This window comes from Candidatus Saccharibacteria bacterium, from assembly GCA_016789455.1.
GTDB lineage: Bacteria > Patescibacteriota > Saccharimonadia > Saccharimonadales > Saccharimonadaceae > CAIJKY01.
The window spans coordinates 971,053-997,793 of record JAEUQU010000002.1; the positions used below are offsets into that span (position 1 = coordinate 971,053).

At 57.7% G+C, this 26,741-nt stretch carries 26 protein-coding genes; 1 reads left to right on the plus strand and 25 read right to left on the minus strand.

The window, feature by feature from the left end:
* Positions 1-27 precede the first annotated feature (27 nt).
* The 25 genes from JNJ66_06265 to JNJ66_06385 form a co-directional block, all read right to left on the minus strand.
* Positions 28-513, minus strand: coding sequence for a type II secretion system protein (locus JNJ66_06265; protein MBL8160030.1), 486 nt, complete (start codon positions 511-513; stop codon positions 28-30).
* Positions 514-669: 156 nt separating this feature from the next.
* Positions 670-1,191 (minus strand): hypothetical protein, encoded by a 522-nt coding sequence (locus tag JNJ66_06270; protein MBL8160031.1) that lies wholly within the window; start codon positions 1,189-1,191, stop codon positions 670-672.
* 44 nt (positions 1,192-1,235) lie between these two features.
* Positions 1,236-1,727, minus strand: coding sequence for a hypothetical protein (locus JNJ66_06275; protein ID MBL8160032.1), 492 nt, complete (start codon positions 1,725-1,727; stop codon positions 1,236-1,238).
* Positions 1,728-1,857: 130 nt separating this feature from the next.
* Positions 1,858-3,072, minus strand: a complete 1,215-nt coding sequence (locus JNJ66_06280) for a type II secretion system F family protein (GenBank protein ID MBL8160033.1) — start codon at positions 3,070-3,072, stop codon at positions 1,858-1,860.
* A gap of 3 nt (positions 3,073-3,075) precedes the next feature.
* Positions 3,076-4,149 carry a type IV pilus twitching motility protein PilT gene (locus JNJ66_06285; GenBank protein MBL8160034.1) on the minus strand — a complete coding sequence of 358 codons (1,074 nt, stop codon included), beginning with the start codon at positions 4,147-4,149 and terminating at the stop codon, positions 3,076-3,078.
* A gap of 63 nt (positions 4,150-4,212) precedes the next feature.
* Positions 4,213-5,994, minus strand: a complete 1,782-nt coding sequence (tadA, locus tag JNJ66_06290) for a Flp pilus assembly complex ATPase component TadA (GenBank protein MBL8160035.1) — start codon at positions 5,992-5,994, stop codon at positions 4,213-4,215.
* 12 nt (positions 5,995-6,006) lie between these two features.
* The gene (locus tag JNJ66_06295) at positions 6,007-6,249 is read right to left on the minus strand and encodes a hypothetical protein (protein MBL8160036.1); all 243 of its coding nucleotides are present in this window, start codon (positions 6,247-6,249) and stop codon (positions 6,007-6,009) included.
* A complete protein-coding gene (locus tag JNJ66_06300; GenBank protein ID MBL8160037.1) occupies positions 6,246-6,908 on the minus strand; it encodes a hypothetical protein in 663 nt (220 codons plus the stop codon). Before JNJ66_06300 ends, JNJ66_06295 begins: the two co-directional genes overlap by 4 nt.
* Before the next feature lie 4 nt (positions 6,909-6,912).
* Complete coding sequence (locus tag JNJ66_06305) at positions 6,913-7,656, minus strand: hypothetical protein (GenBank protein MBL8160038.1); 744 nt, start codon at positions 7,654-7,656, stop codon at positions 6,913-6,915.
* Entirely contained in the window at positions 7,657-8,703 is a 1,047-nt protein-coding gene (gene pilM / locus JNJ66_06310) for a type IV pilus assembly protein PilM (GenBank protein ID MBL8160039.1), read from the minus strand. It lies immediately after the preceding gene.
* 87 nt (positions 8,704-8,790) lie between these two features.
* Positions 8,791-11,190: a hypothetical protein gene (locus JNJ66_06315; GenBank protein ID MBL8160040.1), complete on the minus strand. Its 2,400-nt coding sequence runs from the start codon at positions 11,188-11,190 to the stop codon at positions 8,791-8,793.
* The gene (locus tag JNJ66_06320; protein MBL8160041.1) at positions 11,177-11,743 is read right to left on the minus strand and encodes a tetratricopeptide repeat protein; all 567 of its coding nucleotides are present in this window, start codon (positions 11,741-11,743) and stop codon (positions 11,177-11,179) included. Before JNJ66_06320 ends, JNJ66_06315 begins: the two co-directional genes overlap by 14 nt.
* 117 nt (positions 11,744-11,860) lie before the next feature.
* On the minus strand, positions 11,861-14,197 hold the full coding sequence (locus JNJ66_06325) for a hypothetical protein (protein ID MBL8160042.1): 2,337 nt from the start codon (positions 14,195-14,197) through the stop codon (positions 11,861-11,863).
* A complete protein-coding gene (locus tag JNJ66_06330) occupies positions 14,190-14,717 on the minus strand; it encodes a tetratricopeptide repeat protein (protein MBL8160043.1) in 528 nt (175 codons plus the stop codon). The genes JNJ66_06325 and JNJ66_06330 overlap by 8 nt, the downstream gene beginning before the upstream one ends.
* A 157-nt stretch (positions 14,718-14,874) precedes the next feature.
* Positions 14,875-15,864 carry a HAMP domain-containing histidine kinase gene (locus JNJ66_06335; GenBank protein MBL8160044.1) on the minus strand — a complete coding sequence of 330 codons (990 nt, stop codon included), beginning with the start codon at positions 15,862-15,864 and terminating at the stop codon, positions 14,875-14,877.
* Between the two features lie 73 nt (positions 15,865-15,937).
* Entirely contained in the window at positions 15,938-16,612 is a 675-nt protein-coding gene (locus JNJ66_06340) for a response regulator transcription factor (protein MBL8160045.1), read from the minus strand.
* A 145-nt stretch (positions 16,613-16,757) separates the two neighbouring features.
* Entirely contained in the window at positions 16,758-17,024 is a 267-nt protein-coding gene (locus JNJ66_06345) for a hypothetical protein (protein MBL8160046.1), read from the minus strand.
* Between the two features lie 139 nt (positions 17,025-17,163).
* Complete coding sequence (locus JNJ66_06350) at positions 17,164-18,945, minus strand: ABC transporter ATP-binding protein (protein ID MBL8160047.1); 1,782 nt, start codon at positions 18,943-18,945, stop codon at positions 17,164-17,166.
* 61 nt (positions 18,946-19,006) lie between these two features.
* The gene (locus tag JNJ66_06355) at positions 19,007-19,807 is read right to left on the minus strand and encodes a M15 family metallopeptidase (protein MBL8160048.1); all 801 of its coding nucleotides are present in this window, start codon (positions 19,805-19,807) and stop codon (positions 19,007-19,009) included.
* Positions 19,808-19,953: 146 nt separating this feature from the next.
* Positions 19,954-20,658 carry a hypothetical protein gene (locus JNJ66_06360; protein MBL8160049.1) on the minus strand — a complete coding sequence of 235 codons (705 nt, stop codon included), beginning with the start codon at positions 20,656-20,658 and terminating at the stop codon, positions 19,954-19,956.
* Between the two features lie 443 nt (positions 20,659-21,101).
* Positions 21,102-21,806 (minus strand): hypothetical protein, encoded by a 705-nt coding sequence (locus JNJ66_06365; GenBank protein ID MBL8160050.1) that lies wholly within the window; start codon positions 21,804-21,806, stop codon positions 21,102-21,104.
* Between the two features lie 24 nt (positions 21,807-21,830).
* Complete coding sequence (locus JNJ66_06370) at positions 21,831-24,011, minus strand: hypothetical protein (protein MBL8160051.1); 2,181 nt, start codon at positions 24,009-24,011, stop codon at positions 21,831-21,833.
* Between the two features lie 36 nt (positions 24,012-24,047).
* Positions 24,048-24,323: a hypothetical protein gene (locus tag JNJ66_06375; GenBank protein MBL8160052.1), complete on the minus strand. Its 276-nt coding sequence runs from the start codon at positions 24,321-24,323 to the stop codon at positions 24,048-24,050.
* Positions 24,324-24,586: 263 nt separating this feature from the next.
* Positions 24,587-25,171 carry a hypothetical protein gene (locus JNJ66_06380; protein MBL8160053.1) on the minus strand — a complete coding sequence of 195 codons (585 nt, stop codon included), beginning with the start codon at positions 25,169-25,171 and terminating at the stop codon, positions 24,587-24,589.
* A 254-nt stretch (positions 25,172-25,425) separates the two neighbouring features.
* Complete coding sequence (locus JNJ66_06385) at positions 25,426-25,797, minus strand: cupin (protein ID MBL8160054.1); 372 nt, start codon at positions 25,795-25,797, stop codon at positions 25,426-25,428.
* Positions 25,798-25,872: 75 nt separating this feature from the next.
* On the opposite strand from JNJ66_06385, the gene JNJ66_06390 reads away from it, so the two are divergent.
* A complete protein-coding gene (locus JNJ66_06390) occupies positions 25,873-26,739 on the plus strand; it encodes a hypothetical protein (GenBank protein ID MBL8160055.1) in 867 nt (288 codons plus the stop codon).
* Positions 26,740-26,741 lie beyond the last annotated feature (2 nt).

Genomic DNA, 26,741 nt, shown 5'->3' on the forward strand with positions numbered 1-26,741 from the left:
GGGCGTCCTGCTCAACAAAGCGTATTACTACTTGTTGTCCTGGCAGAAGTAACCACCCTGCTCGAGGTAGGTTACGACGGCGACGCTGCGGTTGCCGGCGCCGGCAGTCAGGACGTTGTTACCGTTACCACTGTCGTTACAGGCGGCGCTGGTGATGTAGTCTATGCGGCCAGCAGCAGTCGGAGCGGTGTACCCGGCCGAGTAGGTGCGGTACTGGACGGTGTAGTTGCTGCCCTGCGGGTCCTGGAAGCTCTGGCCACCATTGGTCATGTACGTGTTGATAAAGGTTGTCAGCTGTGCGGTGCTGCTTGGGTAATTGCCGTTGCGGTTACCGGCGTAGGCTTCAAGCTGGCTCAGCATGCGCGAGGCGTCTCCACGGCGCTGCGTGTCGCGCTGTGAGCGCTGCAGAGCTGGCAGAGCCAGGAAAACGATCAGGAAGATCAGACCGGCGATTGCCAGTACCAGCACGACTTCAATAATCGTGAAACCGTTTTTATTTGATTGTGTCTTCATACCACCCTTTCCTTAGATGAATATGCTTATGTTGATACCGTCTATTATAAAGCTCAAGCGTGATATGGCAAGTCTGAAAAAGTGAAATGGGCCGCCTCACGGTGTTGTCGTGAGGCGGCCCGGGTTGGACGGCGGGCGGATGATGCCCGCCGGTGTTCAGCCGTCGCCGCGGCGATCCGGCCGCAGCGCCTGGCCGCGCCGCGCAGCAGCGATCTGCTCGATGACGGTGCCGTACTTGCGCAGCCCCGTCGCCGCCAGCGGCAGCAGCAGGTTCTCGCTCAGCGGCGCCTGGGCCATTGTCCTGACGGCCGGCCAGCCGAAGCGCTTTCCGAGCGCGACCAGCCGTTCATCGTAGAACGGCAGAATGACGTCGTCGCCCCGGCGGCGCAGCTGGTAGGTGGCGTGGCAGTACCCGATGGCGATGGCCAGACAGGCCAGCGCCACGATGATGCCGCCCGCCATGACGATCCGCGAGGATCCCCAGGCGAACAGCATCACCGCGTCCAGCAGTCCGACGGACAGCACCGCCGGGAAGATGCGCCCCAGCCAGCGGTAGGCATAGACCGTGAACGGCCCCTTGCGCTGCCCTCGCCGGCCGTAGCGGTCGACGAGGTGTCCGTAGAGGCTGAAGCGGAACGGCGGCGGACCGATGAACAGGTCCTGGTCGTGGGTGAACATGGCACTCCTTCTCGTGGGATGTGACAGGTAGGGTGGCCTGCGCCTCAGACGTACGTCCGCAGGTCCTCGACGATGGAATACATGCGCTCCCGCTCGTCGTTGTCCGGGCGGGCCAGGACGGCCAGCCGGGGCCAGAGGTCAGGCGAAGCGGCCAGGCGCGACAGGGCGTCGCGCCCCAGCACCTGTTCGGCGCGCCTGTAGCGCCCGCCCCAGACCAGCAGTATCATGTCGTCGCTGCGGGAATGCAGGCGCTCGCCGAGGAGCCAGGCATACCAGGCCAGGACCATCAGCAGCAGTGCCGGCACTGCGAACCACCACACCCGCGACAAGTCCGGGCGGATGAACGCCGCCAGCAGCGACACCGCCGACGACAACATCGCACTGAACAAGCCGATGCGGCGGGCCTGTCGTATGGCGTAGCGCCGGAACGACTCCGCCGGCATCACCTTGAAGTCGTATGCCCGGATCAGCAGCCACAGCAGGCTGAACCTGCGGGGCGGCGGACCGACGAACAGGTGTCCACGATTGGTGAACATGTGTCGCCTTTCTTCTCGAGGATCGTGAATGTAGCTCCAACTTTATATTATATCAAATTTATTATGTTTTGTCAATTTTACACTAAAAAGTGCCCTGCGGAGGCAAGACACTTTTTACCAAACGGTGCGGCTAGTTCAACGTCCCCGAGTTGATCAACCCGTAGACCGGCAGCAGGATGGCAGCCACCAGGCCACCGGCGACGACGGCCAGTACGACCATCAGGACCGGCTCGATGGCGGTGGAGAGCGCCTTGACGGCGTTATCGAGCTCGGCTTCGTAGAAGGAAGCGGCCTTGCCCATCATCTTGTCGATGCCGCCCGATTGCTCACCGATGCTGATCATCTGCGGCACCAGGGGCTGGATGGCATCTTCGCTTTGCAGGGCTTTGCTTAGTGCCTTGCCGCCACGGACGCGCTCGGCAGCCTTGGAGATAGCGTCGGCCACGACGACGTTGTTGGCAGAACGTGCGGAGATGCTCAGGACTTCCAACATCGGCACGCCAGCGGCCAGCAGCGTCTCGCCGGTGCGGGTAAAGCGGGCCATGTACAGCTTGGACAGCAGCGGGCCGACCAGCGGCATGCGGAGCTTCAGCGTGTCCCAGGCGCGGCGGCCGCTATCGGTCTGGATGTAGCGGCGCAGGAAGTAGACGGCAAAGGCTAGGATGAGCAGCACCAGCCACCAGAAGCTGATGAAGAAATCGGCGATACCGACCATGACGGCGGTGGCGAACGGCAGTTCCTGGTTGAGGTCGTCGAACAGGCGTTCGATCTGCGGCACCACGGTCAGCAGCATGAAGGCGATGACGCCGACGATGACGGTCAGGACGATGATCGGGTAGACCATGGCGCCACGGACCTTGCTCATGATTTCGGCATCCTTCTCCTGCTGGTTGGCGATGCGCTCCAGCGACATGTCCAGCGTACCGGAGGCTTCACCGGCGGCGATCAGTGAGATGTAGACCTCGTTGAAGATGTCATGGTGGCGGGCAAAGGCGTCGGCCAGCGAGGAACCGCCTTCGATGGAGGTGATGACATCGGCCACGACGCTCTTCAGCTTCTTGCTGTTGGTCTGCTCTACCACGGTGCGCAGCGCCTGGGCCAGCGGCAGGCCGGCATTGATCAGCGTGGCCAGCTGGCGGGTGAAGATGACCTTGTCCTTGGTGCTGACGCGGTCGGTGATGCGGCCAAGTAGGCCGCCACGGCCGCGCTCTTCGCGGATCTCGAGCGGGACGATGTCCTGGCTGAGCAGCAGCTTGGCGGCGGCGCGCTCGCTTTCGGCCTGGACGGTCGACTTTATGATTTTGTTACGCGTGGTGTCACGCGCGGTGTAGTTGAAGGTAATCACGGACTATCCCCTTATCATCCTATCGAATTCAGAAAGATCGACTGCGTAGTTGCGGGCTTCATCGTAACTGACCGTACCGGATTGGACCAGGTTGACCAGTGTCTTGTCCATCGATTGCATACCCTGGTCGGCACCGGTCTGGATGACGGCGTCGAGCTGGTGAGCCTTGCCCTCGCGGATGATGTTGCGCACGGCTGAGTTCGCAACCAGGATCTCGGCAGCGACGATACGGCCGCCACCCAGGGCTGGCACCAGGCGCTGTGAGACGATGGCCTGCAGGATGTTGGCCAGCTGGGCGCGGATCTGTGGCTGCTGGTGCGGCGGGAAGACGTCGATCATACGGTCGATGGACTGGGCGGCGCTGTTGGTGTGGAGCGTGGCAAAGACCAGGTGGCCGGTTTCGGCGATGGTGATGGCAGCCGAGATGGTCTCGAGGTCACGCATCTCACCGATCAGCACGACGTCCGGGTCCTGGCGCAGGCTGGAGCGGAGGGCGGCGCTGAACGAGTAGGTGTCGTAGTGGACTTCGCGCTGGACGACCACGGAGCGCTTGCTCTTGTGGGTGAACTCGATCGGGTCCTCGATGGTGATAATGTGATGGGCTTTTTCACTGTTGATCTGGTCGACCATGGCGGCCAGCGTGGTGGACTTACCGGAGCCGGTCGGGCCGGTGACCAGCACCAGGCCGCGCGGGAAGTTGGCGAAGGAGTTGACGACCTGGGGCATGCCCAGCTCGGCGATGGATTTGATCTCGTTGGGAATCAGACGCAGGGCGGCGGCCAGGTTGCCGCGTTCGTGGAAGGCGTTGACACGGAAGCGGCCGAGGTCGCCGAAGGCGAAGGAAAAGTCGAATTCCTTGTCCTTGAGGAGAATCTGTTTCTGGTCGTCGTCGAGGATGGAGAAGACCAGGCCTTCTACCTCTTCGGCGTTGAGCGGCTCGTAACCGGCAATCGAAAGCAGGCTCCCGTCCACGCGCAGCATCGGCGGCAGGCCGATCTGAATATGAAGGTCGCTGGCTTTCTTTCGGATGACTTCTTCGAGCAACAGCTCAATCCTTAGTGTTTCCTGGCTGTTCATATCTCGATGCCCTCTTTCCTTATCCGTTCTATTCCCTTTTTAGCTGCTATGTTCGTTGTCCGGCTATGCCATGTTGGCTGCCACTCGGTTGACCTCGTCGAGGGTGGTGTAGCCCTGCAGTGCCTTGAGGTAACCGTCCTGGCGCATGGTAATCATTCCTTCGGCGATGGCCTGGCGCTGGATATCGGCGCTGGTGGCGTGCTGGATGATCAGCTTTTGGATATTTTCTGATACGTCCATCACCTCGTACAGACCCATCCGCCCCTTGAAACCGCCAGGCGTCTGAGCGCTGTCGCGGCCCTTGGCTAAAGTATAAGCTTTTTGCCCCGCCAGCGGCAAGTCCTTGTAGCCCATGTCGTCGCTGACGGCGGCGATATCGGCCTGCTTGGCAGGCAGAAGGCTGCCGATGGTCTCGTTGATGCTGGCGGCTTCGGCTTCGGTCGATTGGTAGGACTCACGCTTGTCGGTGAGGCGGCGCACCAGGCGCTGGCCGATGACGACGTTGACGGTCGAGGCGATCAGGAAGGGCTCAATGCCCATGTCCAGCAGGCGCGGCAGCACACCTGCCGCAGAGTTGGTGTGCAGGGTGCTGAAGACCAGGTGGCCGGTCAGGGCGGCCTGGACTGCAAGGTTGGCAGTCTCCTTGTCGCGGATCTCCCCCACCATGACCACGTCGGGGTCCTGGCGCAGGATGGAGCGCAGACCACTGGCAAAGGACAGGCCGACTTCCGCGTTGACCTGGATCTGGTTGACGCCGTCCATCTTGTACTCCACCGGGTCTTCCAGGGTGACGATGTTGATCTCGTCGTTCTTGATCTCCTGGATGAGGGCGTAGAGGCTGGTGGACTTACCGGAACCGGTCGGACCGCTGGTCAGGATCATGCCGTTGGGGCGGTTGATGCCTTTGCGCACGGTGCGCAGGGCGCGGCCGGCGTAGCCCATTTCTTCCAGGGCGAAGCTGGAGCCACTCTTGTCGAGCAGACGGATGACCACCTGCTCGCCCCAGACCACCGGGCTGATGGCGATACGAAGGTCGACGTCCTTGCCGGCGACGTGGATGGCGAACTGGCCGTCCTGCGGGATGCGGTGTTCATCGATCTTGAGGTTACTCAGAATCTTGACGCGGGAGATGAGGGCCGGCTCGATGCTTTTGGGCAGGCGCATGATCTCACGCAGGACACCGTCGACGCGGGCGCGGATCTTGAGCTCGTTCTCCAGCGGCTCGACGTGGATGTCGGAGGCGCGGGAGCGGGCGGCGTATTCCAGGATGGTGCTGAGGGCACGACTGATGGGCGAATCCTGCACCAGCGTGGTGATGGCACGGGTCTCACTGTTGGTCTGCGCCTCCTGCTTGGCGCCTTCCTCGGCGGAATCGATGGCGGCGCTGACGCCCTGCTGCAGGTCGGTGTGGTACTGGTCCAGAACGTGGTAAATGCCCTCTTCGGAGGCCATATAGACCTTGAGAGGGTGCTGGATCTTGGTTGAAAGATAGTCGACGGCCTGGACGTTGTTGGCATCCAGCATGGCGACGGCCAGGCGGTTGCTGACCTCGCCAAGTGGCACGGCCATGAAATGTTCGGCGGTGTCTTTGGGCAGGAGCTTCAGGACTGACTGGTCGATGGTGACATCGAGCAGGTTGACGTATGGCACGCCGTAGGCCTCGGCCATCATGCGCGTCATGTCCTCATTGGAGACGGTGCCGCTGTCAATCAGGTGCGCGACCAGGGTCTTCATGCCCTTTTCGGCATCAATCTTGAGCTGCTGCAGCTGTTCGGCCGTCAGCAGCTTATCCTTGATGATCGAAGCTTCGAGTTTCTTCTGGTTGTCGTCGGTAAGTAGGCTCATACTCCGCCTTCCCTATTGTTGGAATGGTTGGGTATTCGCCGCGTCGCCGATGTTGATTTGCACAGTAGGATCAATTGCCTGGTCATTGAAGATCTTCGGGCTGGGCGTCTCGAGCGACGGCGAAATCGGTTCGACCACTTCCGCTGTCAGCTTCTGCGTACTGGGCTTGCCCATGATTGCACCAAGCAGGAAGTATGAGGTGACCAGGCTGATGGAAACCACCAGGATGATCAGGGCGATATCGTTCTTTTTCATTCTTTTACCACCTCTTTCTTGACCTCGACGGTCTTCTTTGGCTGGTAGTACGTCGTCAGCTCGATGGTGGCGCGGGTGTTGCTGTCAGAACCTGAGAGGTTGACCTTGTTAAACTTGATCGGGCGGATGACCAGCTCCATGTCCTTCACGAAGTTGGCGACCTGGTCGTAGTTGCCGCTGACTGCGACGGTGGCGCGCAGTTCCTGCGGGGTGGGCGTCAGGGCGACCGGCTCTTCACCTTCGACAGGCTCCAAGCCTTCGGTGTTCAAGGCGGTGCGGTCGATACTGACGGTTTCCAGAGTGACACCGGACTTGGGGGCGACGGCCTGCTGGATGGAAGTACCGAACGCGCTCGGGTCAAGCTCGCTTGGCAGGGCGTTGAGCACCTTGCGCGAGTTGACGTTCTTGTTGCCGTGATCGAGGGTAGTGAACTCTTTCTTGAGCGTCTCAATGTTCTTGAGGTTCTCATCAAGCTGGCTGACAGCCTTATTCTTGATGCCCAGCACCTTGGCGTTGTAGTTGAAGCGCTGGATAAGGAACTGTGATGCCACCAGCAGGAAGGAGACGGCGACCGAGGCCGCGACTATCCACAGCAGCATGGTGCGGTTGGCGCTGCTGATTTCCTGGCGTTTGCGTAGTCCTGTCGTTTTCGTACTCATATGTTTATTCTCCGCTCTCTACTCTCGGCGCTTCCTCAAAGAGGCTTGGCGCGTTAACTGCAGACTGGGTGGTTTCCTTTTTCGGGACGCTCAGGACCGGGTCGGTGTTAGCCGGGCTGAAGCCTGGTTCGTTGTAGCGGATGCGCATGGTAAAGGACAGCTCCTGCTTGCCTTCGCTGCGGGTCAGGTCCTGCTGGTCGACGATGATGCTTCCCTCTTCGAATAGCAGGTCGCCTTCTTTAGTCTCGCCGTCAACCTTGTAGGACAGCTTGGCGTTCTTCAGGGTGTCCTGGAAGACGCTGAAGGCCTGGAAGTTGTCGGTGGCGCCGTTGATGGAAATTTCTTTGTTCTCTTCGTCGACGACCAGACTGGCCAGGCGGACGTTGTTGGGGGCGGCCGGGTTCAGGGTCTTAAGGTAGCTGAAGATGCGTGAGTAGAGCACCTTGCCTTCGTGCAGTTCGGGCAGTGAGTTGAGCTGGTTCTGGACGGTCAGGTACTTCTCGATGTCTTTGACGCCCTTGAGCTGCTTGGTCTTGCTGTCGACGGCTGCCTGCGCCCCGCCGATCAAGCCTGGCTGGACCAGGTAGACCAATGCGAAGAAGATGGCGGCCAGGCCGGTGGCACCGATGGTAGTCAGCACACAGATGCTGATCAGGGTATTCTTGGTCCGCTGGGACTGCAGGTACTCTTTCTTGACGTCCGGCAGCAGGTTCAGCTGGACGGATGACTGGTGGCTTGATTGACTCATTTAGGCGCTCCTCTGGGCGAGCCCGGCTGCGACAGCGAACTTTGGTGCCAGCTGCAACAGGTTTTGTTCTTGGTCAGTGCTGTAGTGAATCTGCTGCCATGGGTTACCGACAACCATCGGCAGGCTGGTCTTAGAGGTCATGTACTCGTTGAAGGCTGGCACGGAGACAGCGTAGCCGCTGAGGATGCACTGGCCGATCGGCACGTTGGGGTAGCGGGTCTGGAAGAATTTGACGGTCTTGTTGACCTCGGCGACGAACTGCTCGAGCGAGCCTTCCAGCGCCTTGTAGATCTGGCCTTCCAGACGGTCCGGATAGAGGCCGAACTTCAGGATGAACTGGCTGGCCTGGGCGCTATCAATGCTCAGGTTCTGCTCGGTGGCCTTGATGAGGGTCTGCATGCCGGTCGGCAGTGAGCGGACCAGGCGCGGGGTGTTGCCGATGACGGCGACGATGTCGGTGGAGAAATCGCCGATGTCCATGATCAGCGCGCCGCTGGCCGGATTGGCGCCGGCTGGCACCAGTGAGCGGACAAGGGCGATGGAGTCCGGCTCGAAGGCGACGACGTTGAGACCGATGCCCTCGATGAGGTCGAGGCGGTCTTCGCTGAACTTGTTGGCGACGCTGGCCAGCAGGACTTCAACCTTGTTCTCTTCACGCATGGACTTGCCCAGTGAGGACCAGTCAACCTTGGCCTCTTCGAGGCTCATCGGAATGTACTGCTCGGCCTGGTACTTGATAGTACTGGCCAGCTCGGCATGGGAGACGTCCGGCAGGTCGACGATGGTCACGAAGGTCTTGTTGGATGGGATGCCAACGGCGACGTTCTTGGTCGTGATGCCTGCCTGTGTGATTAAGTTGCTAATTACTTCTGCAAGGCGCTTGCGATCTTCTGGGCTGTCGCTCGTAGCTACCTTCATGTCAACGGGAGCCGAGCCGTAGCGCACAAGCGACCACGAACCCGGAGCACCCCTTAACTCTAGTGCTCGCACTGCTGTTGTTCCAATGTCCAGTGCGAAGAAATCGCCCACCGTTTCGAATAGTTTCATAACTTATCCCCGATTATATACGTAAGCGTTTTGTTTGTGAAGCCTTTTGCCGTGCTCATGATGCCCTCTTTCCTTATCTTCCCTCCCCTAGAAACGGATGGGCAGGTCCTGTTCGTTGACTACCTGCGGACGGGCATTGCTGCTGGGTTCGAGGACGTTGTTGTATAGCAGTTCGATGCCGTAGGTGAAACGTTCGGCCGGTTCGGAGTTGCCGCTGTCGTCGGCGCCGTAGGTGCGCATCAGCTGCAGCCGGTCGGTATAGATGGCACCATTGACGGCCAGTTGCCGGTTGCAAATGTTTGACGAAAGGTTGCCAGTGGCGCCACAGGTAGCGAAGGTGCCACGGCTGAAGTAGCTGCCGTCCAGGCGGGTGACGTTGCCGTCGACGGTGATGTCGCCGCGGGCGACGATGGCGATGGACGGGATTTCATCGCGGTTGGCATACTCGGACGGATAGGTGATGTCGCCGTTGACAGTGACGTTGCCGTCGGCCACCACCAGCAGGCGCTTGCCGGGCTGGATGGCCGAGGCGCCGATGGTGACGTCGCCGTTATAGCGGACGACTTCCCTGTTGACCGTGGCCAGGTCGAGTGGTGACGGTGCCGCTTCCGGCGATTGCTGCGGACTGAAGCGGGCGTAGTAGTCGGTCATACAGTGCGGTGCGTCGCCAAGATTGCCGGCCGGGTTGGATGTATTGGCGAAAGACAGGCGCCAGGCGGTGATGCGCTGGGCATCAGTGCCGGGAATGCCGCCCGTACCGAAGCCGCGGCGGCTGCCGGCGTTGTGGTTGATCTTGCCGCGGATCATGGCGGCGTATTCGACGACCGAGCCGTTAGTGCCGGAGTTGGCAACCGTGAAGACATTGCCGCTGTCCGGACGGTGCGTGCAGTCGCCGGTACTGGTGGGGTATGCCCCGCCGACGCTGATGTCGCCACCCATGAAGTGGACGGTCGGGTATTTGCCAGTGATGACACAGGCGGGCGTACTCCAGCGGCTGCGCGGGCTGTTGCTCTGGGTTGGCGGGTCGACTGCCAGGACGCGGCAGACCCTGGTGCCGGCCGGGTAGCCGGTCAGGTCAATGGTAGAGCCGGGGTTATTGGGGATGGTAGTACTGCCGGCATTGAACGACATCTGGCCGCCGTCGTGGATCTGCGAGCAGGTCACACTGGCGCTGCTATAGAGGGCGCAGGTGGCGGAATCGGTGTAGTTGGCCGGCAGGTTGATGGAAGATCCTGGCTCGGCGACGATCTGCTGAATGGTCCAGCCGGTAGCGGCATTACTGGCCGTCTGGCCGGCGTTGTTGACGGTAAAGGTGAAGGTAGCCATGCCGCCGATATTCAACGGTTCGGAGACAGAGGCCGAGGGCACCAGGTCGTAGTTGTAGGCCACCTGCACACAGGCCTGGATGGGCTGGCCGCCGCCGGTGCCGTTATCGGTGTTGCTGCGCGGGGTGAAGCTGATGTGCTGGCAGTATTGCTGGCCCGGAGTGGCGTTTGACGGGATGGTGAAATCGTTTTCATTGACCGTATCCGTCTGGTTCGCGTTCAGCGTGATGGAGCCGGGATTCGTTTGTGGCCTGTTCGCGGGCGCATTGCTGACATTGCCGCCCGGGTCGATGCGCCTGACGGTGTAGTTGATGGCGCCGGACCTGCTGCAGTTGTTGCAGTTCCTTAGGATGTGCGAGAACCTGACGGTACTGCCTGGCAAGGCGCTAATCTGTTTCCTGCCGGTGACGTAGCGGCCGTCGGTGTTCTGGTCGGCACCGCTGACTACACTGTCGCCATCGATGGCGTAAGAGCTGGGGGCGGGGTTGCCATTGCCTGGATTGCCGCCGTTGCCCGGGTTGGCCGGCACGGTGTGCTTCTTGAACTCACCATCGCCGACAATATTGCCGCAACCAGTCTCGATCATGAACGGCCGGCCGCCGTCCGGAGAGCGGAAACGGGTGACGCCGATGGTCTCGCGCTCACTGGAGTAGCCGTACATGTCGGCCATAGAGGGTACAAACCCGCTGTTAGAGTAGCCCTCCGGCCCGGCGTACCGGTAGTCATAATCGATCAGCCCACGGTTGTCGGCATCACGGACGGCAGCCTCCCACTGGTCCCATAGTGCGCGGGCGCGGCTGATGCCGGCATCCCTGTCGCCGTTGAACGAGTTGAGGTTCTGTCCCATCATCAGGTTGATAATCAGCGAGGCTGAGATGTTGTCCTGACGGTTGTTGCCGTTAAGATATTCATCCATGCTCGATACCGTCTCTTCGATATCGTCAAAATAGGCTTCATCGCTGAGCGGAAGATCATCTCCGCCATACCCGACGAATCTGTTGGTGTAAAATCCGTAACAGTCCTGGCGGCCGAATCGCCGGCCGTCCTGGCAGTCTTCCTCTTCCACTTCCGCATTGGCAACCGGCTGTGGCACCAGGGCCACGGCCGTCAGTATGAGCGGCAGTGCAAGGACAGCCAAGGCTATCCGTTTATAGCTCTTCATCTTCAGCTCCGCTTTCCGCCTCTGCAGCCCGCTGCTGCAACTCCTCTATGTGGTTGCGGTTGGTCTCGACGATGCGGTCGCCATCTTTGTTGCCACGCAACTTAAGTGTATCAACGACCTGGGTGAAGTATTCGATGGCCCGGCCGTACTCATCCTTGCCTTCGTAGGCGTAACCCAAGCCCTGCAGAACTGCAATTTTGGTCTCGTCGTCCTCGGTGCCGACTTTCTCGTACTCGGCGATAGCTTCATCATACTTCTGCTGGTTCTGATAGGCGGCGGCAAGCTTGAGGCGGGCGTCATTTGCCTGCTCTTTAGGCGGCTGTGTGGCCAGGTACTGCTGGATGGCCGCTTCGGCGGCGGCGTCATCGCCGGACTCCGACTTGGCATCGGCTTCCTTGGCGGCAGCATTATATTTCACCTCTGCCTCAGACAGCTTCTTTTCCTGGGCCGGCCCCGGACCCTGCTCGCGGCTGTTGAGCCAGAGATAGCCGCCGATACCGGCAGCCACCAGGACGGCAGTGACCGCGATGGCCAACACGTATTTTCGCCTCATGCTTCTTCTACCCTTCCCATAGTCTTTGATGGTCTTTGACTTTTCGTTGCGGCTCATGCGGCCGACTTAACCATAAGTATATTGCTCAAACAGCGTACCGGCAAGCCCCGGCCGCGCTTAGTAGCGCGGCGGCAGGTCCTGCTGGTTGATGGTGTCAATGTGTTTGAGGCTCCCGCTTGGCTCCAGGACGTTCTTGTACAGGAGCTCGGCACCGTAGACAAAGCGCTCGGCCGGGTCGCTGTTCTCACCGGCGGTGCGGCGCAGCTGCAGCTTATCGGTATAGAGCGCGCCGTTGAGGACGAGCTGCTGGTTGCACAGGCCGGTCGAGAGGCGGCCGGTCACCTGGCAGGTCTCGAAGGTACCGCGGGTGAAGTAGCTGCCATCGAGGCGCTTGACCCCTTCTTCGACGATGATACTGCCGCGGGCAACGATGGCAATTGACGGGATGGCATCGAAGTTGGCGTAGCTGCCTGGGTAGGTAATGTCACCGGCGATAGTCACTTTGCCGTCGACGACGACGATCAGGCTCTTGCCAGCAGGAATCTGCGAACGCTGGATGCGGATGTCACCGGTGTAATGGATGCGGTTCTGGTTGATGGCGCCCAGGTCGACGGACGGCGGGCTGGCCTCGCCGCCGATCTGCGGAGCGAAGCGTGAGTAGTAGTCGGTCATACAGTGCGGGTCGTCACCGAACTTACCGGCCGGGTTGCTGCTGTTGGCAAAGGCCAGGCGCCAGGCGGTGATGCGCTGGGAGGCCGTCGCCGTCAGGCTGGCAGTACCAAAGCCCTTCTTGCTGCCCGAGTTCTGGTTGATACTGCCGCGGATGAAACCGGCATACTCGACGGTAGAGCCACTTGTTGTTGAGTTCGCAACAGTGTAGACATTACCGCTGTCCTGGCGGTGGGTACAGGTGCCCGCCGCGCTGGGATATGCCCCGCCGACGCTGATGTCGCCGCTCATGAAGTGGACGGTCGGATATTTGCCGACGGTCACACAGCTGGGCACGCTCCAGCGGTTGCTGGGGTTGTTGTTCTGGGTCGGTGGCGCCACGGTCAGGATGCGGCAGATCTTGGTGCCGGCCGGGTAGTTGCTCAGGCTCAGGTTGGTGGCCGGGTTGTTCGGCAGCGTGGTGGTGCCTGGGGAGAAAGGCTGCGGGTTACCGCTGTGAATCTGACTACAGGTCACCCCCGCCCTCACAAAATTGGCACAGCTGGCGTTGTCGGTGACGGTGCCAGGCAGGTTGAAGGTGGTGCCCGGCTGGATGACCAGCTGCTGGACCGTCCAGGTGGTGGTCGAGCGGCTGGTAGTCTGGCCGGTGTTGTCAATCGTGTAGGTGAAGCTGACTGTCGTACTGTTCGAGCCGGTCGTCTCCGAGGCGGTGGCCGATGGTCTGAGCGAGTAGTTGTAGGCGACTTCGACACAGGCCTGCTTATCCCGCCGGTTGGAGGCGCCGCTGTTGGTAGTGCTGGTCGGCTGATAGCTGACGTACTGACAGTAGACCTGCCCCGGCTGGGCATTGGCCGGCACAGTGAAGTTGTTCTCGTTAATCAGCTGCCGCTCATTCGGGGCCAGGCGTATATTGCCGGGGTTGGCGCGAGCCGGGTTGGTCGTCTTGGGCGGTGCCGGTTGCTGTGAGCCGTTAGGATTGACCTGCTGGACGGTGTAATTGGTGTTGCCAGGAGCTTCGCCGGTGTTGGTCAGGGTGTGGCCAAAGCGCACCGTGGTGCCAGGCATGGCGTAGATATATTTCTTGTCGTTGACATAATTACCACCACTGTTCTGGTCCTGGCCGCTGACGGTACTGTTGGCGTCAAACTCGTAGTTGGTCGGCTTGGGCGGTGGCAGTTCGCCGCGGCCGGTGAAGTTGCCGCAGATACGCTGGATAGTGTACGGCTCCCCGCCGACGCCGGGTGGCATGCGGAAGCGGATGACCTCGATGGTCTCGCGGTCGAGCGTAAAGAACGACAGGTCGTGGTAGCGGATATCGTACGATGAATTAATGTAGTTGTCGGGAGTTGACCATCGGTAGTTCCAGTCGATGAGGCCCAGTCGATCGTATTCACGGACCAGGGACTCCCAGCGGCCAAAGTTATCGCGGGCAAACCTGATGCCATTGTCCTGGCTGCCACCGAACTCCGGGCCATCTTTGCCGAGCATGATGTTGACTTCCATGGAGGCACCCACTTGGTCCTGGCGGTTGGAGCTGTTGAGGTAGTTGCGGATGGAGCTGACGAAGTCATTGATGTTGTTGACGAAGATACCGTTGCGCAGCGGGAAATCGTCGGGGTGCAGCCCTTCATTGGTGTAGTACCCAAGACACAGGTAGCGGCCGTGCATGCGCTGGTCGCTACAGCGCTCGCTGTCATCGGCACGGGCGGTTGCCGGCGGCACCAGGGCGGCCAGCGATGAAGCTATCACCAAGGCAGCAAAAAAGATACGGGCAAGCTTATTCATTGGTCTGTCCTCCCAGCTGCCTGATGTATGATTCATCAATCTTGATTCTCATGGCATGCTTCTGGTCGTCCTGGGCTTTCATGAACTCGATAGCCTGCCGGTACTGCTCAATAGCCTTGGCCTTATCACCTTTGTCGGTGTAGGCCAGAGCAAGACCGTGCAGAACTGCCAGTTTGGTCTCGGGATTGTCGGTGCCGATCAGCTCGTACTCGGCGATGGCGCGGTCGGGCTGCTGCTGGTTGAGGTAGGCTGCCGCAAGCTTGAGGCGGGCCTGGTCGGCCTGGACTTTTGGCGGTTCGGTATCAAGATAGTTCCGCAGCTCATCGGCACTACCGCCGGTTTCGCCGATGTTCTCTTTTTCTTCAGCGGCCTTACTGGCAGCCTCGAACCGCTGCTGTTCATTGCTCTGCGGATTGAAGACGCTCCACTCACGAGCATTAAAGATAATCGCGACACTGACAAATACGACTATCAGCACCACGACCGCCCCACCGATCATCAAGTTCTTTTTCTGCCCCATACCCTCTTTTTCTCTTGGGACGATCGTCCCATCCTATTCTTATGTATTCTTACTCTTTTTATCCCTCGCCATGCACGTGTATGCATGGGTATCCCAATTCTCACCAATCAGGAGTAACTACGCTCGTAGTATAAATTACTTATACAATGAATTGCAACTATGTTCGTGGCTCCGCCCCTGATAGGCGCCGTGTATTTTTGACTATAGGCAGTTTGACGACGAAGGTAGCGCCCTTGCCCGGCCGGCTCTTGACGGCGATGCTGCCGCCAAGCTGCGTCACCAGCTTGCGGGCGATGGAGAGGCCCAGGCCATAACCTTCCACGTGCTGGCGCGAGCGTGATTGATCGGCCCGGTAGAAGCGCTCAAAAATGCGGTCAGCCTCTTCCGGCTCAATGCCCGGTCCCTGGTCGCTGACTTCGATGGAGGCCAGCGTCCCCTGCCGCACCGCCCGCAGCGTGACGGCGGTGTCGGCCGGACTGTACTTAATGGCGTTATCGAGCAGCGTCACCAGCACCTGCGTCAGGCTGGTCAGTTCGGCCATGACCGTCAGCTCGGCGTCCTCGCGCTTAAGCGTCACGCGCCGCTCGGCGGCCTGGGCCGTCACCCGGTAGAGCGCCTCGTCGACTGCCGCTTTGATGGGTACCGGCTCGCGCTGCGGGGCTTCGTCGCGCGCCAGGCGCAGCAGCCCGTCAGCCAGGCCGCGCAGCTTGGTCACCTCTTCCACGTTGCTCTGCAGCAGTTCGCGGGCCCGGGCCAGCGTCAGGCTGCGGCTGCGCAGCGCCACCTCGTTCTCTACCTGGATGGCAGCCAGCGGCGTCCGCAGCTCGTGCGAGGCATCGAGGGTGAAGCGGCTCTGGCTCTCCATGGCGTTCTCTATTGGCAGCAAGGTCCGGCGGGCCAGTACATAGCTGATGCCCGCCCCGGCCAGCAGAGTCAGACAGTTTAATGCCACCAGGTTCAACAACAGATGCGAACGCCCCTCGTTCAGCCGGTCTTCAAAGAATTTGTTGATGATAGGATCAACTTCATCAAAGCGGTTCAGTATCCGCTCCGGCGGCATCTGGCGCTGCAGCTCGCCAATCGAAGTGTTGTAAAAAATTATACTAAAACCGATGCTCATGAACATGATGATGAGCAGATAGGACAACGTTAACCGTACTGTCGCCGACTTCATGAAAGAAAAGACATTATCCATCAGTGTCTAGTGCTTGTCTGCCGCCTTACGCATCAATCTTATATCCGAATCCCCTGACGGTCTTGATAAGCGGCTCACCTTCGAACGGCCGGTCGATCTTGCCACGCAGGTACGTGATGAAGACCTCGACGGTATTAGGCAGGATATCCGCGTCAAAATCCCAGACATGGCTGATGATGGTCTCCTTGCTGAGCACCTTGCCTTTATTGCGCAGCAGGTACTCCAGTAAGGCGTATTCCTTAGCCGAGAGCGTGATACTCTGCCCCGCCCGGCTCACCTCCTTGCTGACGGTGTTGAGCGTCAGGTCGCCCGCTTCCAGCGTCTCGCCCAGGGCCTCATGCGGGCGGCGCAAGAGGGCGCGGACGCGGGCCAGCAGTTCTTCAAAGGAGAAGGGCTTGATGACGTAATCGTCGGCACCGGCGTTCAGGCCGGCTACGCGGTCGCGCACCATGTCGCGTGCGGTCAGCATCAGGATGGGCGTATGGTTGCCCTCGGCCCGTAGCGTCTGGCAGATTTCCAAGCCGTCCATACCTCCAGGCAGCATGCGGTCCAGGATAATGAGGTCATAGGGTTCGTAGCGGGCGGCATTCAGGCCTTCCTGCCCGTCATAACAGACATCGACGGCGTAGGCCTCCTGAGTAAGGCCCTCCTTGAGCGCGTTGGCTATCTTGTGCTCGTCCTCGATGACTAATATCTTCATACCTATATATTAGCCTAGTCGCACTGAAGGTAAGCTGAAAATCTAATTGACAATAGAGAAAATAAGTGGAAGGCCACCGCTCCCCACTGTGCGAGTAGCGGCGAACGGTGGCCCATACAAGATTCTAAGCGGTGGTAAAGCAGTGTTACATCATCTGCGGCATCAGGCGCGACTCCGGCCACATACTGTCAATCAGGCGCTGGCCGCGGCGCGTCAGACCGATCCACATGTCCTGGTAGTCGCTGCGGCGGATCAGGATCAGGCCTTTGTGCTGCAGGGCGCGGACGATGTGGGCCAGACGCTTCTGGTCGTAGCTGAGCGATTCGGCAAGGCTGGTGAATTCTTCCGTGCCGGCGTCGTTAACCTGGGCCAGCACCAGCGCATAGTCGTGAGGTAGTGATGTTGCTTTCATGTGTTCCTCCTGTTTAGCACTGTCCACTATAGGCGGGCTGTCTGAAGGAATTCTGAGGATTTGTAAATATAACATTCTTATTGCGCCGTTTTCACAGGGGTCGAATAGTTCCGTGAAAACGCCGCAGAACATTGCCTGGCTACTCAATCATGCCATCGCTCTGGTGCTGCCAGAGCCGCCAGTAATGGCCTTTTTTGGCCAGCAGTTCGCGGTGACTGCCCTGCTCGATGATGCGCCCGTCCTCCATGACGACGATCCGGTCCATGTTGCGCAGCGTCGACAGCCGGTGGGCGATGGCGATGACCGTCTTCTCATGCCACAGATCCTCCAGGGCCTCCTGCACCAGCACTTCGCTCTCAGAATCCAGGGCACTGGTGGCTTCGTCCAGCACCAGCAGCGGCTTGTTGTCCAGGAAAGCCCGGGCGATGGCGATGCGCTGCCGCTGCCCCATCGACAGCTTGATACCGCGCTCACCCACTACCGCTTCGTATTGCTGCGGCGTCTTCTGGATGAACTCGTGAGCGTGGGCGCGTTTAGCGGCTGCCACGATATCCTCCTGCGAGACATGATGATCCGCGCCATAGGCGATATTGCCGCTGATGGAGCGGTGAAAGAGCGAGGTATCCTGCGGCACATACGACACCAGGTGGACCAGCTGGGTGGCGTCAATTGATTCACCGTCGACGGTCAGCACACCCGGCGGAATATCATAGTACCCCAGCAGCAGCTTGGTCAGCGTCGTCTTGCCGGAGCCGCTGCGCCCGACGATGCCGACCTTCTCGTTCTTCTTAATGCTCAGGCGGATATCATCCAGCACCCGCTCCTCCGGCTGGTCCGGATAGGAGAACGACAGGCCGTGCAGCTCCATAACATCCGTATAGGCCGGCGGCTTCTTATCAGTAAAGAGCTTGCCCTCATCGCGGCTCCTGATGAACTCGCGGACAATGTCCCCCTCCCCAAACAGGTAGCGGTACGATTCCTCCATACGCGAAAGCACCAAGGTCAGCTGCGAGGTATGGAACACCACCGTCCAGACATATTCCGAGAAGATGACGATGGCCGAGAGGAAAGTAATCAGCTGTGCGATGGAGATCTCTCCCTGGATGAACAACTGCACGTTGAGCAGGATGGTCAGCGGCCAGACCAGCCAGCGCACCACCAGGCTCATGGTCGACCAGAACGTCACCGCCCAGAGGTAGGAGCGTTTGGCCGTATCCTTGACCTCCTCGCGGTGGCGGCGGATACGGTAAAACTCGGCCGCCTCCTTCTTGAAGGCCTTGATGCTGACGAAGTTGGAAATGACGTCGATAGTGCGGCCATCCATGGTCGATTTGGCGTCAGCCGCCTGCTGCTCGGCACTATTCATCTTCCCCACGCTGAGGCGGCCGGCAGCGAACATGACCAGGATCGAACCGACGAAGATAAGGCCGGTCATAGTGTTGACGCTGAACATGATGATGACCAGCGCCGGCAGCTTGATCAGCAGATCGCCATAGCTATAACAGACGCGGCTCAGGAACTGGCGGAACTCACTGCTCAGCGTACTGACGTAGCTGCCGATCTTGCCGGTGAACTTGCCGACGAAGTACGGATATTTCTGGTTGATGACCGCCCGGAAGACCATGTCCTCGTACTCGTAGGCCCGGCTCAGCAGCAACTTGACGTAGAGCAGCTCCGCTGAGTGCCAAAAGATGCTATGGGCGATGCTGACGGCCGCCAGCGCCCCGGTAAGCCAGTAGATGCGGTCGGTATCGAGCGGCTGGGTGGTCAGACTGGCAGTGAGCTGCCCGATCAGCACCGGCACCAGCGTCAGTAAGGCGCCGGCAATGATAAAGAAGGAAAAGACGAAAACGAAGCGCCACTTGAAGGTCGCAATATAGCTGATGTAGGAGCGGAGTGAATAATAGTTGCGACGCGCCACAGCTGAAAAGTATAGCACTTATGGCAGAATTTGCCAGAGAAATAACAGATTGAAAGACCGGTTAGTAGCTGGTGCCGCCGCTTATGCCAAAGAATTCTTCCAGGGTGGGATAGCCGCGGGCGTGGATCTCGGCCGCCAGCTCCCGCCCCACGTAGCGGAAATGCCAGCTTTCCGGCTCGTAGCCGGTGATGGCCTCCTTGCCCTCCAGGTAGCGCAATATGAAGCCGTACTCGTAGGAATGCTCCGCCAGCCACTTGCCTTCCGGCGTGCCGCCGAAGCAAGCGTTGAGGTGACAATCACCAGATGTTGTACCAAAATCAACAGTTAGGCCGGTCTGGTGTTCGGAGTAACCGGGCCGGGCACTGAAGGTCTCGGTGGCCTCGCGGCCATATTCGCGGGCGTAGTCCTCATGCAGGGTGTGCTGCTGGCCGTGCGAGCGATAGCCGCTGATGAGTTTGAGGGTGTGGCCGTCTTTGGCGGCCGCCGCCAGCAGGGCCTGCAGGTCATCACGGGCCACCACTGCCACGGAGACGCCTTGGACGGTCGCCACCTCTTTAGGCGCGTAGTCCTTGGGGTTGAGCGGGTGCTGTTTGTTGGCGACGACCCAGAGGCTGCCGGCGGTGGCGGTGGAGTGGCGGAGTTTGTTGAAGGTGGGTGGTTTGGGGGCGGATGGCGCTTCCCCGTCGGGCGAGGAGGGCGTGTCGGCTATGGCCTGTTTTTGTGGCTCCTGCGCAGCGTCCCGCCTAGCTGGCTGCGGAGATGGTTGCGTCAGGAGCAACAGCGCAATGAAGCCGCCGATGATCAGGAGGATGGTGGCGAGGACGGGCCACCAGTGGGCGGCGAGGGTGCGGGCGTTTTTCATGGCTTTATTTTACACGATATTTTGGGCTTTTTATCAACTGTCTCACCTTGAAAGTGAAGGAACTACCTGGAACATTAAAACCATTTCAAGACTAGGTAGGCGTGGCCTAGGGCTGATATATTTTTAACTATACATGTGAATCTTGTTTACTTAAAAGCAATGTATTGAACCAATGTATCCATCATTTCAGGAGTTGCCAGTTTTCCGCCCCTGCAGGTAAATTCATAAGTTTTATTGGCCTCTTCTGCTGCTATGAAGTAAACATTTTTTGTATAAACATCTTTCACTGCAGCATTTCGAACAGTGACAACGTAACGAACTGCTTGGTTGCCGCTTAGCGCAAACTGGTCACTTTCTTTAATATCGTGCCAGATAACATTGAGAGATGGATCAATAGTCCCCGGATCATCACGGTCAGTCTTCTCGTATTTGTCAATTGTATTGGCAAAGGCGTCGTTAATTGAGCGTATTCCGCAGCTATTATTGTTACCTTCCGTAGTTAAAGATATATTTACCTCTCCAGGATCTTCAGAACCAGTAACGTTCATGGCCTGCTTTATTTTCCAGTTTTCTGGAGCCGACAAGCGTAGATCGGCTCTATCTGAAGAATAGCTCGACCATCCAGCAGGAGCTGCCCGGCTTTCTATTGCCCGTATCTTATCCACTTGGCTTATGTTAATGTTTGACGAGGGTTGGGCGTTATTCGTGCCAGAGTCTTGATTGTTTATGGTTGACTGAGGTGTAGATTGTCTTTTTGGCCATGCTGCATATGCGAGTGCTGATAATGATGCTACTAATAATAGCGATAAAAGTGCATAGGCCAACTTACCATTAAGAGCAATTTTTGTCATAATGTTTTACCCTCTGTATTATCAATTTCAATAACATATAGCCCTCTGTACGACATCCGAGCAATCTAGGTCGTCATACTGATTAGTTAGATTGTTGAGCCACTTTGATTTTATAGTAAAGTCTACCATTCCTTTTTTTATAGCGTCCCAGTCGTCATGATCATCTGTAAATAAACCGCTTGAGTAACTAACCTCTAGCAATGGCTCCGGGCTGTTCATTACGGAATAGTTCATTACCCCATTATAGCCAGTAGACGTTGTCTCGGTTATCTCAACCGTAGTTCTTTGATCAACTTTTGGAAAAGCACATGTTTCGTCTTATATCAAATACATTATGCTTGAACGACGCTTACGGGAATTTTCAGAGAAGCGGAAGAGTTTACATTTATTGTCGGATGTAGTAAATGCCTCATCGTAGTACTTATGCGGGTGGGATATGTTGTTTACGTAAAGCTGATATAGTGAATCATCTCGTCCATTAAGGCTGGAGTGTCCGGATTCATACTCTCGCAAAAGAAGTGAAATGTACGGTCCGGTATCTTCGACTCAATGTAGTAGACGACTATTGTGCGAGCCTGCTCCGAGCCTGAGAACCGATACGTTTCCTGGTAGCGGATTGCTCGTTGCCCATTCAGAGTGAAAGCATCACTTTGTTTGATGTCTCGCCAAGCTTTGTCCAGCGCTGGATCGATGGTGCCGGGGTCATCATCATCGCCTCCTTCATGGGCTGCCGTGGCTTCTTCGAAGCTGATTGGTCGTGTGGCTATTGTACACCTGTCGTCGGAAGAGTCACTGGACAGTGAAATTGTCCTAAGTGATTGATTTGGGTTGGAAGTGAGCGGAGATCGTTCTTCTGTAGTCCAGCCGTTTGGATAGTGAATTTTAATTTTTGCAGTATCGGCTGCGTGTTTTTTCCAGTCGGATGGCGCTGGTACGCTAGTAAGTACCTTTAGATTATCAACGCGCTCAATTATGCTTGTATTGATAGGTGCAGAGGGTGCGGGGCTGTTCGAAGTTGTGTCAGCATCAGTATCACCTTGTTGGGGTCGGACTTGTGAGGATATGTACATCGTAGTTGCAATTGAGCCAGCGATGGCCACAAGTAGAACTAAGACTATGTAAAGTATTTTCTTTCTTTTGCTTTTCATGCGTTTTGCAATCTCCTCACCCATTTAAAAGCACAGAACCATATGCTCTTCTTCATTACAATCAACAGTGTCGAGCCCTGTAGTGGTGAAATCTAATTCAAATTTAAGCTTAGGCAAACTGAAGTCCTTCATGCCCTTTTTTACAGCTACCCAGTCGTTGTGGTCGTCGTTATACAAACCTTCTGAGTAACTCACACTGCTTAGAGGGCTAGTATTCGTGCCAATGTTGTAATTCATTATGCCGTAATAACCAGTGCCATTCTCCGTCATTGAATGGGTGACGGATGTAGCTCCATCAACCTTAGAGTATATACAGGTACTATCCTGGAACTCATACCTGGCGATGGGCGTTAAGCACAAGCTATGTCCCATCTCGTGCATAACTGCTTTTGATAACCTCACATCAAAATCGTTTGGTGCTACAATGCCCACTGATTCATATGCTATCAACATGTCATCATCTCCGCCTATTGCCGTGCCGAGCTTAATAGAGTTGGGATCATCGTCAGGAATAAATCGACTAAATAACATGTAACGCCACACCCCTCTTCGTTTATCACTGAAGTTCGAAGTCAGATTGTTTTGCGTGTCGCCTTTTTTGTAGTCTGTAATGTCAAGGCTAAACTCATTTAAGTCTACAGTGTCGCCTCGATAAGGCACTTGATTGCCTCCGCCAAAATCTTTTATGTCATCGTCTACGCCCACGCTTAAGGCACTGCCTATATTATGGCCTACGTCGAAGTGTGTTTCGATGCCAAACTCTCTAAAAGCCTCTACGACGGGCATCAGTTGATCGGGGGTTGGCTGAGTTGAGTAGTTATTGTCTTTTGTCCAGTCAATCTGCACAAACAAATCTTTCTGAAGAGGATTTGGAGCGGCGCAGTTTATGGGATTATTTTGAGTATCTGTATTGCAATAAGTTACGATTTTATCTGAGTACCACTCGGACTCTTTATTGTCATCGATGCCATCATCGTCAAAGTCTTGCGAATAATCACTTGTACCTTGCTGGTTCTCATGGAACATATTTAACTTATCGCCATCCATATCAATCTCTTCATAGTCATAACTCGTCAGCGGCTCAGACCGCGGATACCTATCCCCAATAACATTGACCAGGTCCAGCACCGTCACATAGGTATTGTTGGCCGCCCCACAGAAGTTCGCATACCACTCCAGCTTGCATGATACGAAGTATGCTTTGCCGCCTTGCAGGTCGACCTTCGTGCCGGCCCCGAACTTATCCTGCCCGTTCGGATCCATGGTGTAGTCGTCCGACGAGGCATAGACAATGGACATGGTGCCGGTGGCGTCCACCTTACGCACCACCACGTAGCGGTCGGAGTTGCTGTACTGTGTGACGTCGGCCGTCGACACCAAAATGGCAACGCCGTTGTTGTCAACCGCCGGCTGGCTGGTGCGCCGCACAGTAGCAAAACCATCGCCGCTCATGTTATTGAGGTCTTTGTTGTACACCACCGCGTCACTCACCGAATACTTGACCAGCATGTCGTCGTAGGCGCCGGACGTGCCCGGTTGGGCACCCAGCACCACCACGCCGTTGTCTGGTGATATGGCCACGCTATCCGGCACGAAACTGCAGGTACTGACCGGCACAGTGGAGCGGCCGGGCGTGCTACCACTGGCGGGTGTCGCCCGTGCCAGCTCAACCGAGCCCGTGCAGGAGGCGTTGAGGTTGTTGGCGTCAGAATTGGCACCATTAGACAAGATGGCATAAACATAGCCCGCCCCGTTACCGCTGGCATGCAGGATGAACTGACCGGAGGATGAGGCAAGGTCAATGGCAGTGTTAGTACCTTCTGTCAGCTCGTCGTCGCCGATACCCGGCGTGTTGTTGGTGTCGAAGGTCGCGTAGCGGACGTTCGTGCCGTCCAGGAAGGCCACGCCGTTCTCACCGGGGAAGACGTGGTCGAACTGCTTGGGGTGCCAGGAGCCGGAAAGGTTCGGTCCCTGCAGCGGCAGGCTGTCGATGACCTTGCCATTGAGGGCGTTGAGCATGTAAAGGCGGTTGTCCGGGCTGCTGCAGCCGGAGGGCGCATAAGCATAGACGAAGACGTACCCATTAAAGCCAATGGTTGGAAAGAACAACTCGCCCTGCTTGCCTTCCGGCGTGCTGGCTGACGGGCAGGTCTCGGCCGTGAATGGTGTCTGCCACATTTCGGCGTTGGTGCGGTAGGCCGACAAGCGCCGCTGGAAATTCCCGTTACTGTCCTTGACTTCTTAGGCGTAGACGGTGTCATCCAGGCCGACGCCCATGCCGACGTTGTCGCAGTATGGTGCCCACCATGGCTTGTTACTGTCGCGTGTGACGGTATCGGTGACGGCATGGCTGGGTGAGTAGGTTTTACTATAGGTCCATGGCGTCGTGGAGCTGTTGCATACCGACGCGTTGTAACTGCCGTCCTTGTGGGCGTAGACGTACTCGGGGATGTATGACCCAGTACTGGTGTGGATCGCTGCGGCCTCCGCCGCTCTTGAAGTAACTGTATTTAGCAATACCGCGCCCGCTAACACAGCAGCCGCCAATATACTCCGCGTAAAGATTTTCCCCACCGCCGCTCCTTTTTTAGAATTACCCACCACATGCCCCATATCTGCTGACCTAATGATGCTAGATGTATTGCTTATTATACAGCAGCGCTACTCTTTCCGACAGAAACTGCCCACCTGCAAAGTAGGTGGGCAGTCGTGCTATGCGAGGGTGTATTTAAGCCAACGTGTCTGCAGCGGGCATCACAGCACCACAACCAGCCTACCCGCTATTGCTCAGTACTGGTGTCAGATTGGCCGCTGGCGCCACTGTCCTGGGCGGTACCATCCGGCCTGCCAAACCCACCCGGACTCCCAGGCCCACCATGTCCACCCCGCCCGCCCATCAGGTAGCGGCCGTAGGTTTCATCGATGCCATTGTCGCTGAGCCACTGCTGCAGCTCCTGGCGCTTGGTGTCCATTTCTTCGCGCTTGCCCTCCATGGCGGTCTGGCGGTCTTCGTCGCTGAGGCCTTCTATTTCGGTGCGCTCGGCTTGGCGCTCTGCTTGAAGCTCGGCGCGCTTGTCCAGCAGCTTCTGCTTCTGGTCTTCGGTCAGCTTACCGTCAGTGACAGCTTGGGTCAGCGCTTCTTCGACTTGCTGTTTCTGGGCGGCTTCGCGTTCCTCATGCGCCTCGTCAAAGACGGCCTTCACCTCGTCCTGATTCAGGTTGAACTTCTCCGCGATCTTGGTGATGAGGTTGTCGCCACTAGTGCCGGTGGTAGTCATAGCACTGGCGGTGCCGACGGCGGCCAAGCCAGCGATTCCCATGCTGGTGGCGACGCCGGCGACCACTAGGTTCTTTGGTATGTGCATTCATGCTCCTTTCATTACTTTTCATTAAATCGGCGGCTACACTGATTTAATTAACTGTTCGTTGTCATCTGGATCCTAAATGACAGGCCTTATACTAGTCTCCTGTTTTGAAGCTTTCCTTAATGAACCTTAAAGCCGCCTCAGTAATCAAAACGGCAGTTTTTTGACAAAATTAAGCATACGTGCTATAATTACAGTATAGACCCGTGTATCCAGCTCGGGCTTCTTCCCCGTCCTATTGGGCGCGTTCCAGCCTAATCTTTAGCTGGCGCAGCAACCGACTCATCCGTCTCCACGAACGTACTGGTGTTCTCATGCACCGGCGGCGATTCATAGCAGACCACACCCTCCGGTCCGGCATCGGCCGAGTGCACCGTCTCCGGCGGCAGGATCATCTTGTCGCCCGGCGTAAGCAGGATGTCCTCGCCATTAACATGAAAGGTTATTTCACCAACAGCACACCACAGCGTCTTCTGCAGGCCATGCCAGTGCCCCAGCCAATGTTTATCGGGTTCGCCGGTCCAGCGCATGGCGCTGAGGCCGCTGGCGCGGATTTCTTGCTTGACCAGTTCTTCGGTGGCGGGTTCGGGGTGGCTCCACTGTATGACTTGAGGGATGGTTTCCATACATATAGTATACGGCAAATAGCCAGCCCCTCCCCCGCCTGCTATACTTAAGCACTAGAGGAATACAACAGACATATGAAGGCACAGCGTCCGCTACTTACGGGCCGCATCAGCTATGCGGCGGTGCTGTCCTGTCTGCGCTCCGGCGGGCTGTGGCTGGCGGCGCTGGGCATCCTGAGCCTACACCTGGCGCCAATCGCGCTGGCCAACACCTCCATTACGCAGGGATACAACGTCAAGGAGCCGCTGCCTATCGGCTCGATTGTCAGCATCGAGAAGAACACCACCGACACGGTCTTTGCCGCCTCCACCAGCAACATTGCCAACCTGCTGGGCGTGGTCATCAATCCGGAGAGTTCGCTGATCACGCTTTCTAACGGCCAGCGCTCGCAGGTCCAGGTGGCCACCAGCGGCACGGTGCCGGTGCTTATCTCGGACATGAACGGCAAGATTGCCCGCGGTGACCACATCACTGCCTCGCCCATTCCTGGGGTGGGTATGAAGGCGACGGCCAGCGTCATGGTCTTAGGCATCGTCCAGGGTGACGCCGGCAACGGCACGGTGCAATCGTACAAGGACAAACAAGGCAAAGAGCATAAAGTGACGCTAGGCCAGGTGCCGGTACTGTTGAACGTGGCCTACTACTTCAAGGAACCCGAAAAGACCATCATTCCCTCGGCCATCCAGAACGTCGCCAACGCCTTGGCTGGCAAGGCGGTCAGTTCCACGCCTATCCTCATCAGTGCGGCTATCTTTCTGGTGACCATCATCGTGGTGGTCAGCATCATCTACTCGATGATCCGCAGCAGCATCATTTCTGTCGGCCGCAACCCGATGTCGCAGTCGGCCATCTACCGCAACCTGCTTCATATGTCCACGCTGGTCCTATTGATATTGGGCGGCGGTTTTGCAGCGATTTATCTGGTATTAACACGGTTATAGGG

Excerpts from the sequence above, each read along its gene's own strand:
- JNJ66_06265 (MBL8160030.1), bottom strand. The coding sequence starts at position 513 with ATGAAGACACAATCAAATAAAAACGGTTTCACGATTATTGAAGTCGTG.
- JNJ66_06315 (MBL8160040.1), bottom strand. The coding sequence starts at position 11,190 with ATGAAGAGCTATAAACGGATAGCCTTGGCTGTCCTTGCACTGCCGCTC.
- JNJ66_06285 (MBL8160034.1), bottom strand. The coding sequence starts at position 4,149 with ATGAACAGCCAGGAAACACTAAGGATTGAGCTGTTGCTCGAAGAAGTC.
- JNJ66_06345 (MBL8160046.1), bottom strand. The coding sequence starts at position 17,024 with ATGAAAGCAACATCACTACCTCACGACTATGCGCTGGTGCTGGCCCAG.
- JNJ66_06275 (MBL8160032.1), bottom strand. The coding sequence starts at position 1,727 with ATGTTCACCAATCGTGGACACCTGTTCGTCGGTCCGCCGCCCCGCAGG.
- JNJ66_06385 (MBL8160054.1), bottom strand. The coding sequence starts at position 25,797 with ATGGAAACCATCCCTCAAGTCATACAGTGGAGCCACCCCGAACCCGCC.
- pilM (MBL8160039.1), bottom strand. The coding sequence starts at position 8,703 with ATGAAACTATTCGAAACGGTGGGCGATTTCTTCGCACTGGACATTGGA.
- JNJ66_06355 (MBL8160048.1), bottom strand. The coding sequence starts at position 19,807 with ATGAAAAACGCCCGCACCCTCGCCGCCCACTGGTGGCCCGTCCTCGCC.
- JNJ66_06295 (MBL8160036.1), bottom strand. The coding sequence starts at position 6,249 with ATGAAAAAGAACGATATCGCCCTGATCATCCTGGTGGTTTCCATCAGC.
- JNJ66_06300 (MBL8160037.1), bottom strand. The coding sequence starts at position 6,908 with ATGAGTACGAAAACGACAGGACTACGCAAACGCCAGGAAATCAGCAGC.
- JNJ66_06270 (MBL8160031.1), bottom strand. The coding sequence starts at position 1,191 with ATGTTCACCCACGACCAGGACCTGTTCATCGGTCCGCCGCCGTTCCGC.
- JNJ66_06360 (MBL8160049.1), bottom strand. The coding sequence starts at position 20,658 with ATGACAAAAATTGCTCTTAATGGTAAGTTGGCCTATGCACTTTTATCG.
- JNJ66_06305 (MBL8160038.1), bottom strand. The coding sequence starts at position 7,656 with ATGAGTCAATCAAGCCACCAGTCATCCGTCCAGCTGAACCTGCTGCCG.
- JNJ66_06325 (MBL8160042.1), bottom strand. The coding sequence starts at position 14,197 with ATGAATAAGCTTGCCCGTATCTTTTTTGCTGCCTTGGTGATAGCTTCA.
- tadA (MBL8160035.1), bottom strand. The coding sequence starts at position 5,994 with ATGAGCCTACTTACCGACGACAACCAGAAGAAACTCGAAGCTTCGATC.
- JNJ66_06320 (MBL8160041.1), bottom strand. The coding sequence starts at position 11,743 with ATGAGGCGAAAATACGTGTTGGCCATCGCGGTCACTGCCGTCCTGGTG.
- JNJ66_06340 (MBL8160045.1), bottom strand. The coding sequence starts at position 16,612 with ATGAAGATATTAGTCATCGAGGACGAGCACAAGATAGCCAACGCGCTC.
- JNJ66_06365 (MBL8160050.1), bottom strand. The coding sequence starts at position 21,806 with ATGAAAAGCAAAAGAAAGAAAATACTTTACATAGTCTTAGTTCTACTT.
- JNJ66_06390 (MBL8160055.1), top strand. The coding sequence starts at position 25,873 with ATGAAGGCACAGCGTCCGCTACTTACGGGCCGCATCAGCTATGCGGCG.
- JNJ66_06380 (MBL8160053.1), bottom strand. The coding sequence starts at position 25,171 with ATGCACATACCAAAGAACCTAGTGGTCGCCGGCGTCGCCACCAGCATG.
- JNJ66_06330 (MBL8160043.1), bottom strand. The coding sequence starts at position 14,717 with ATGGGGCAGAAAAAGAACTTGATGATCGGTGGGGCGGTCGTGGTGCTG.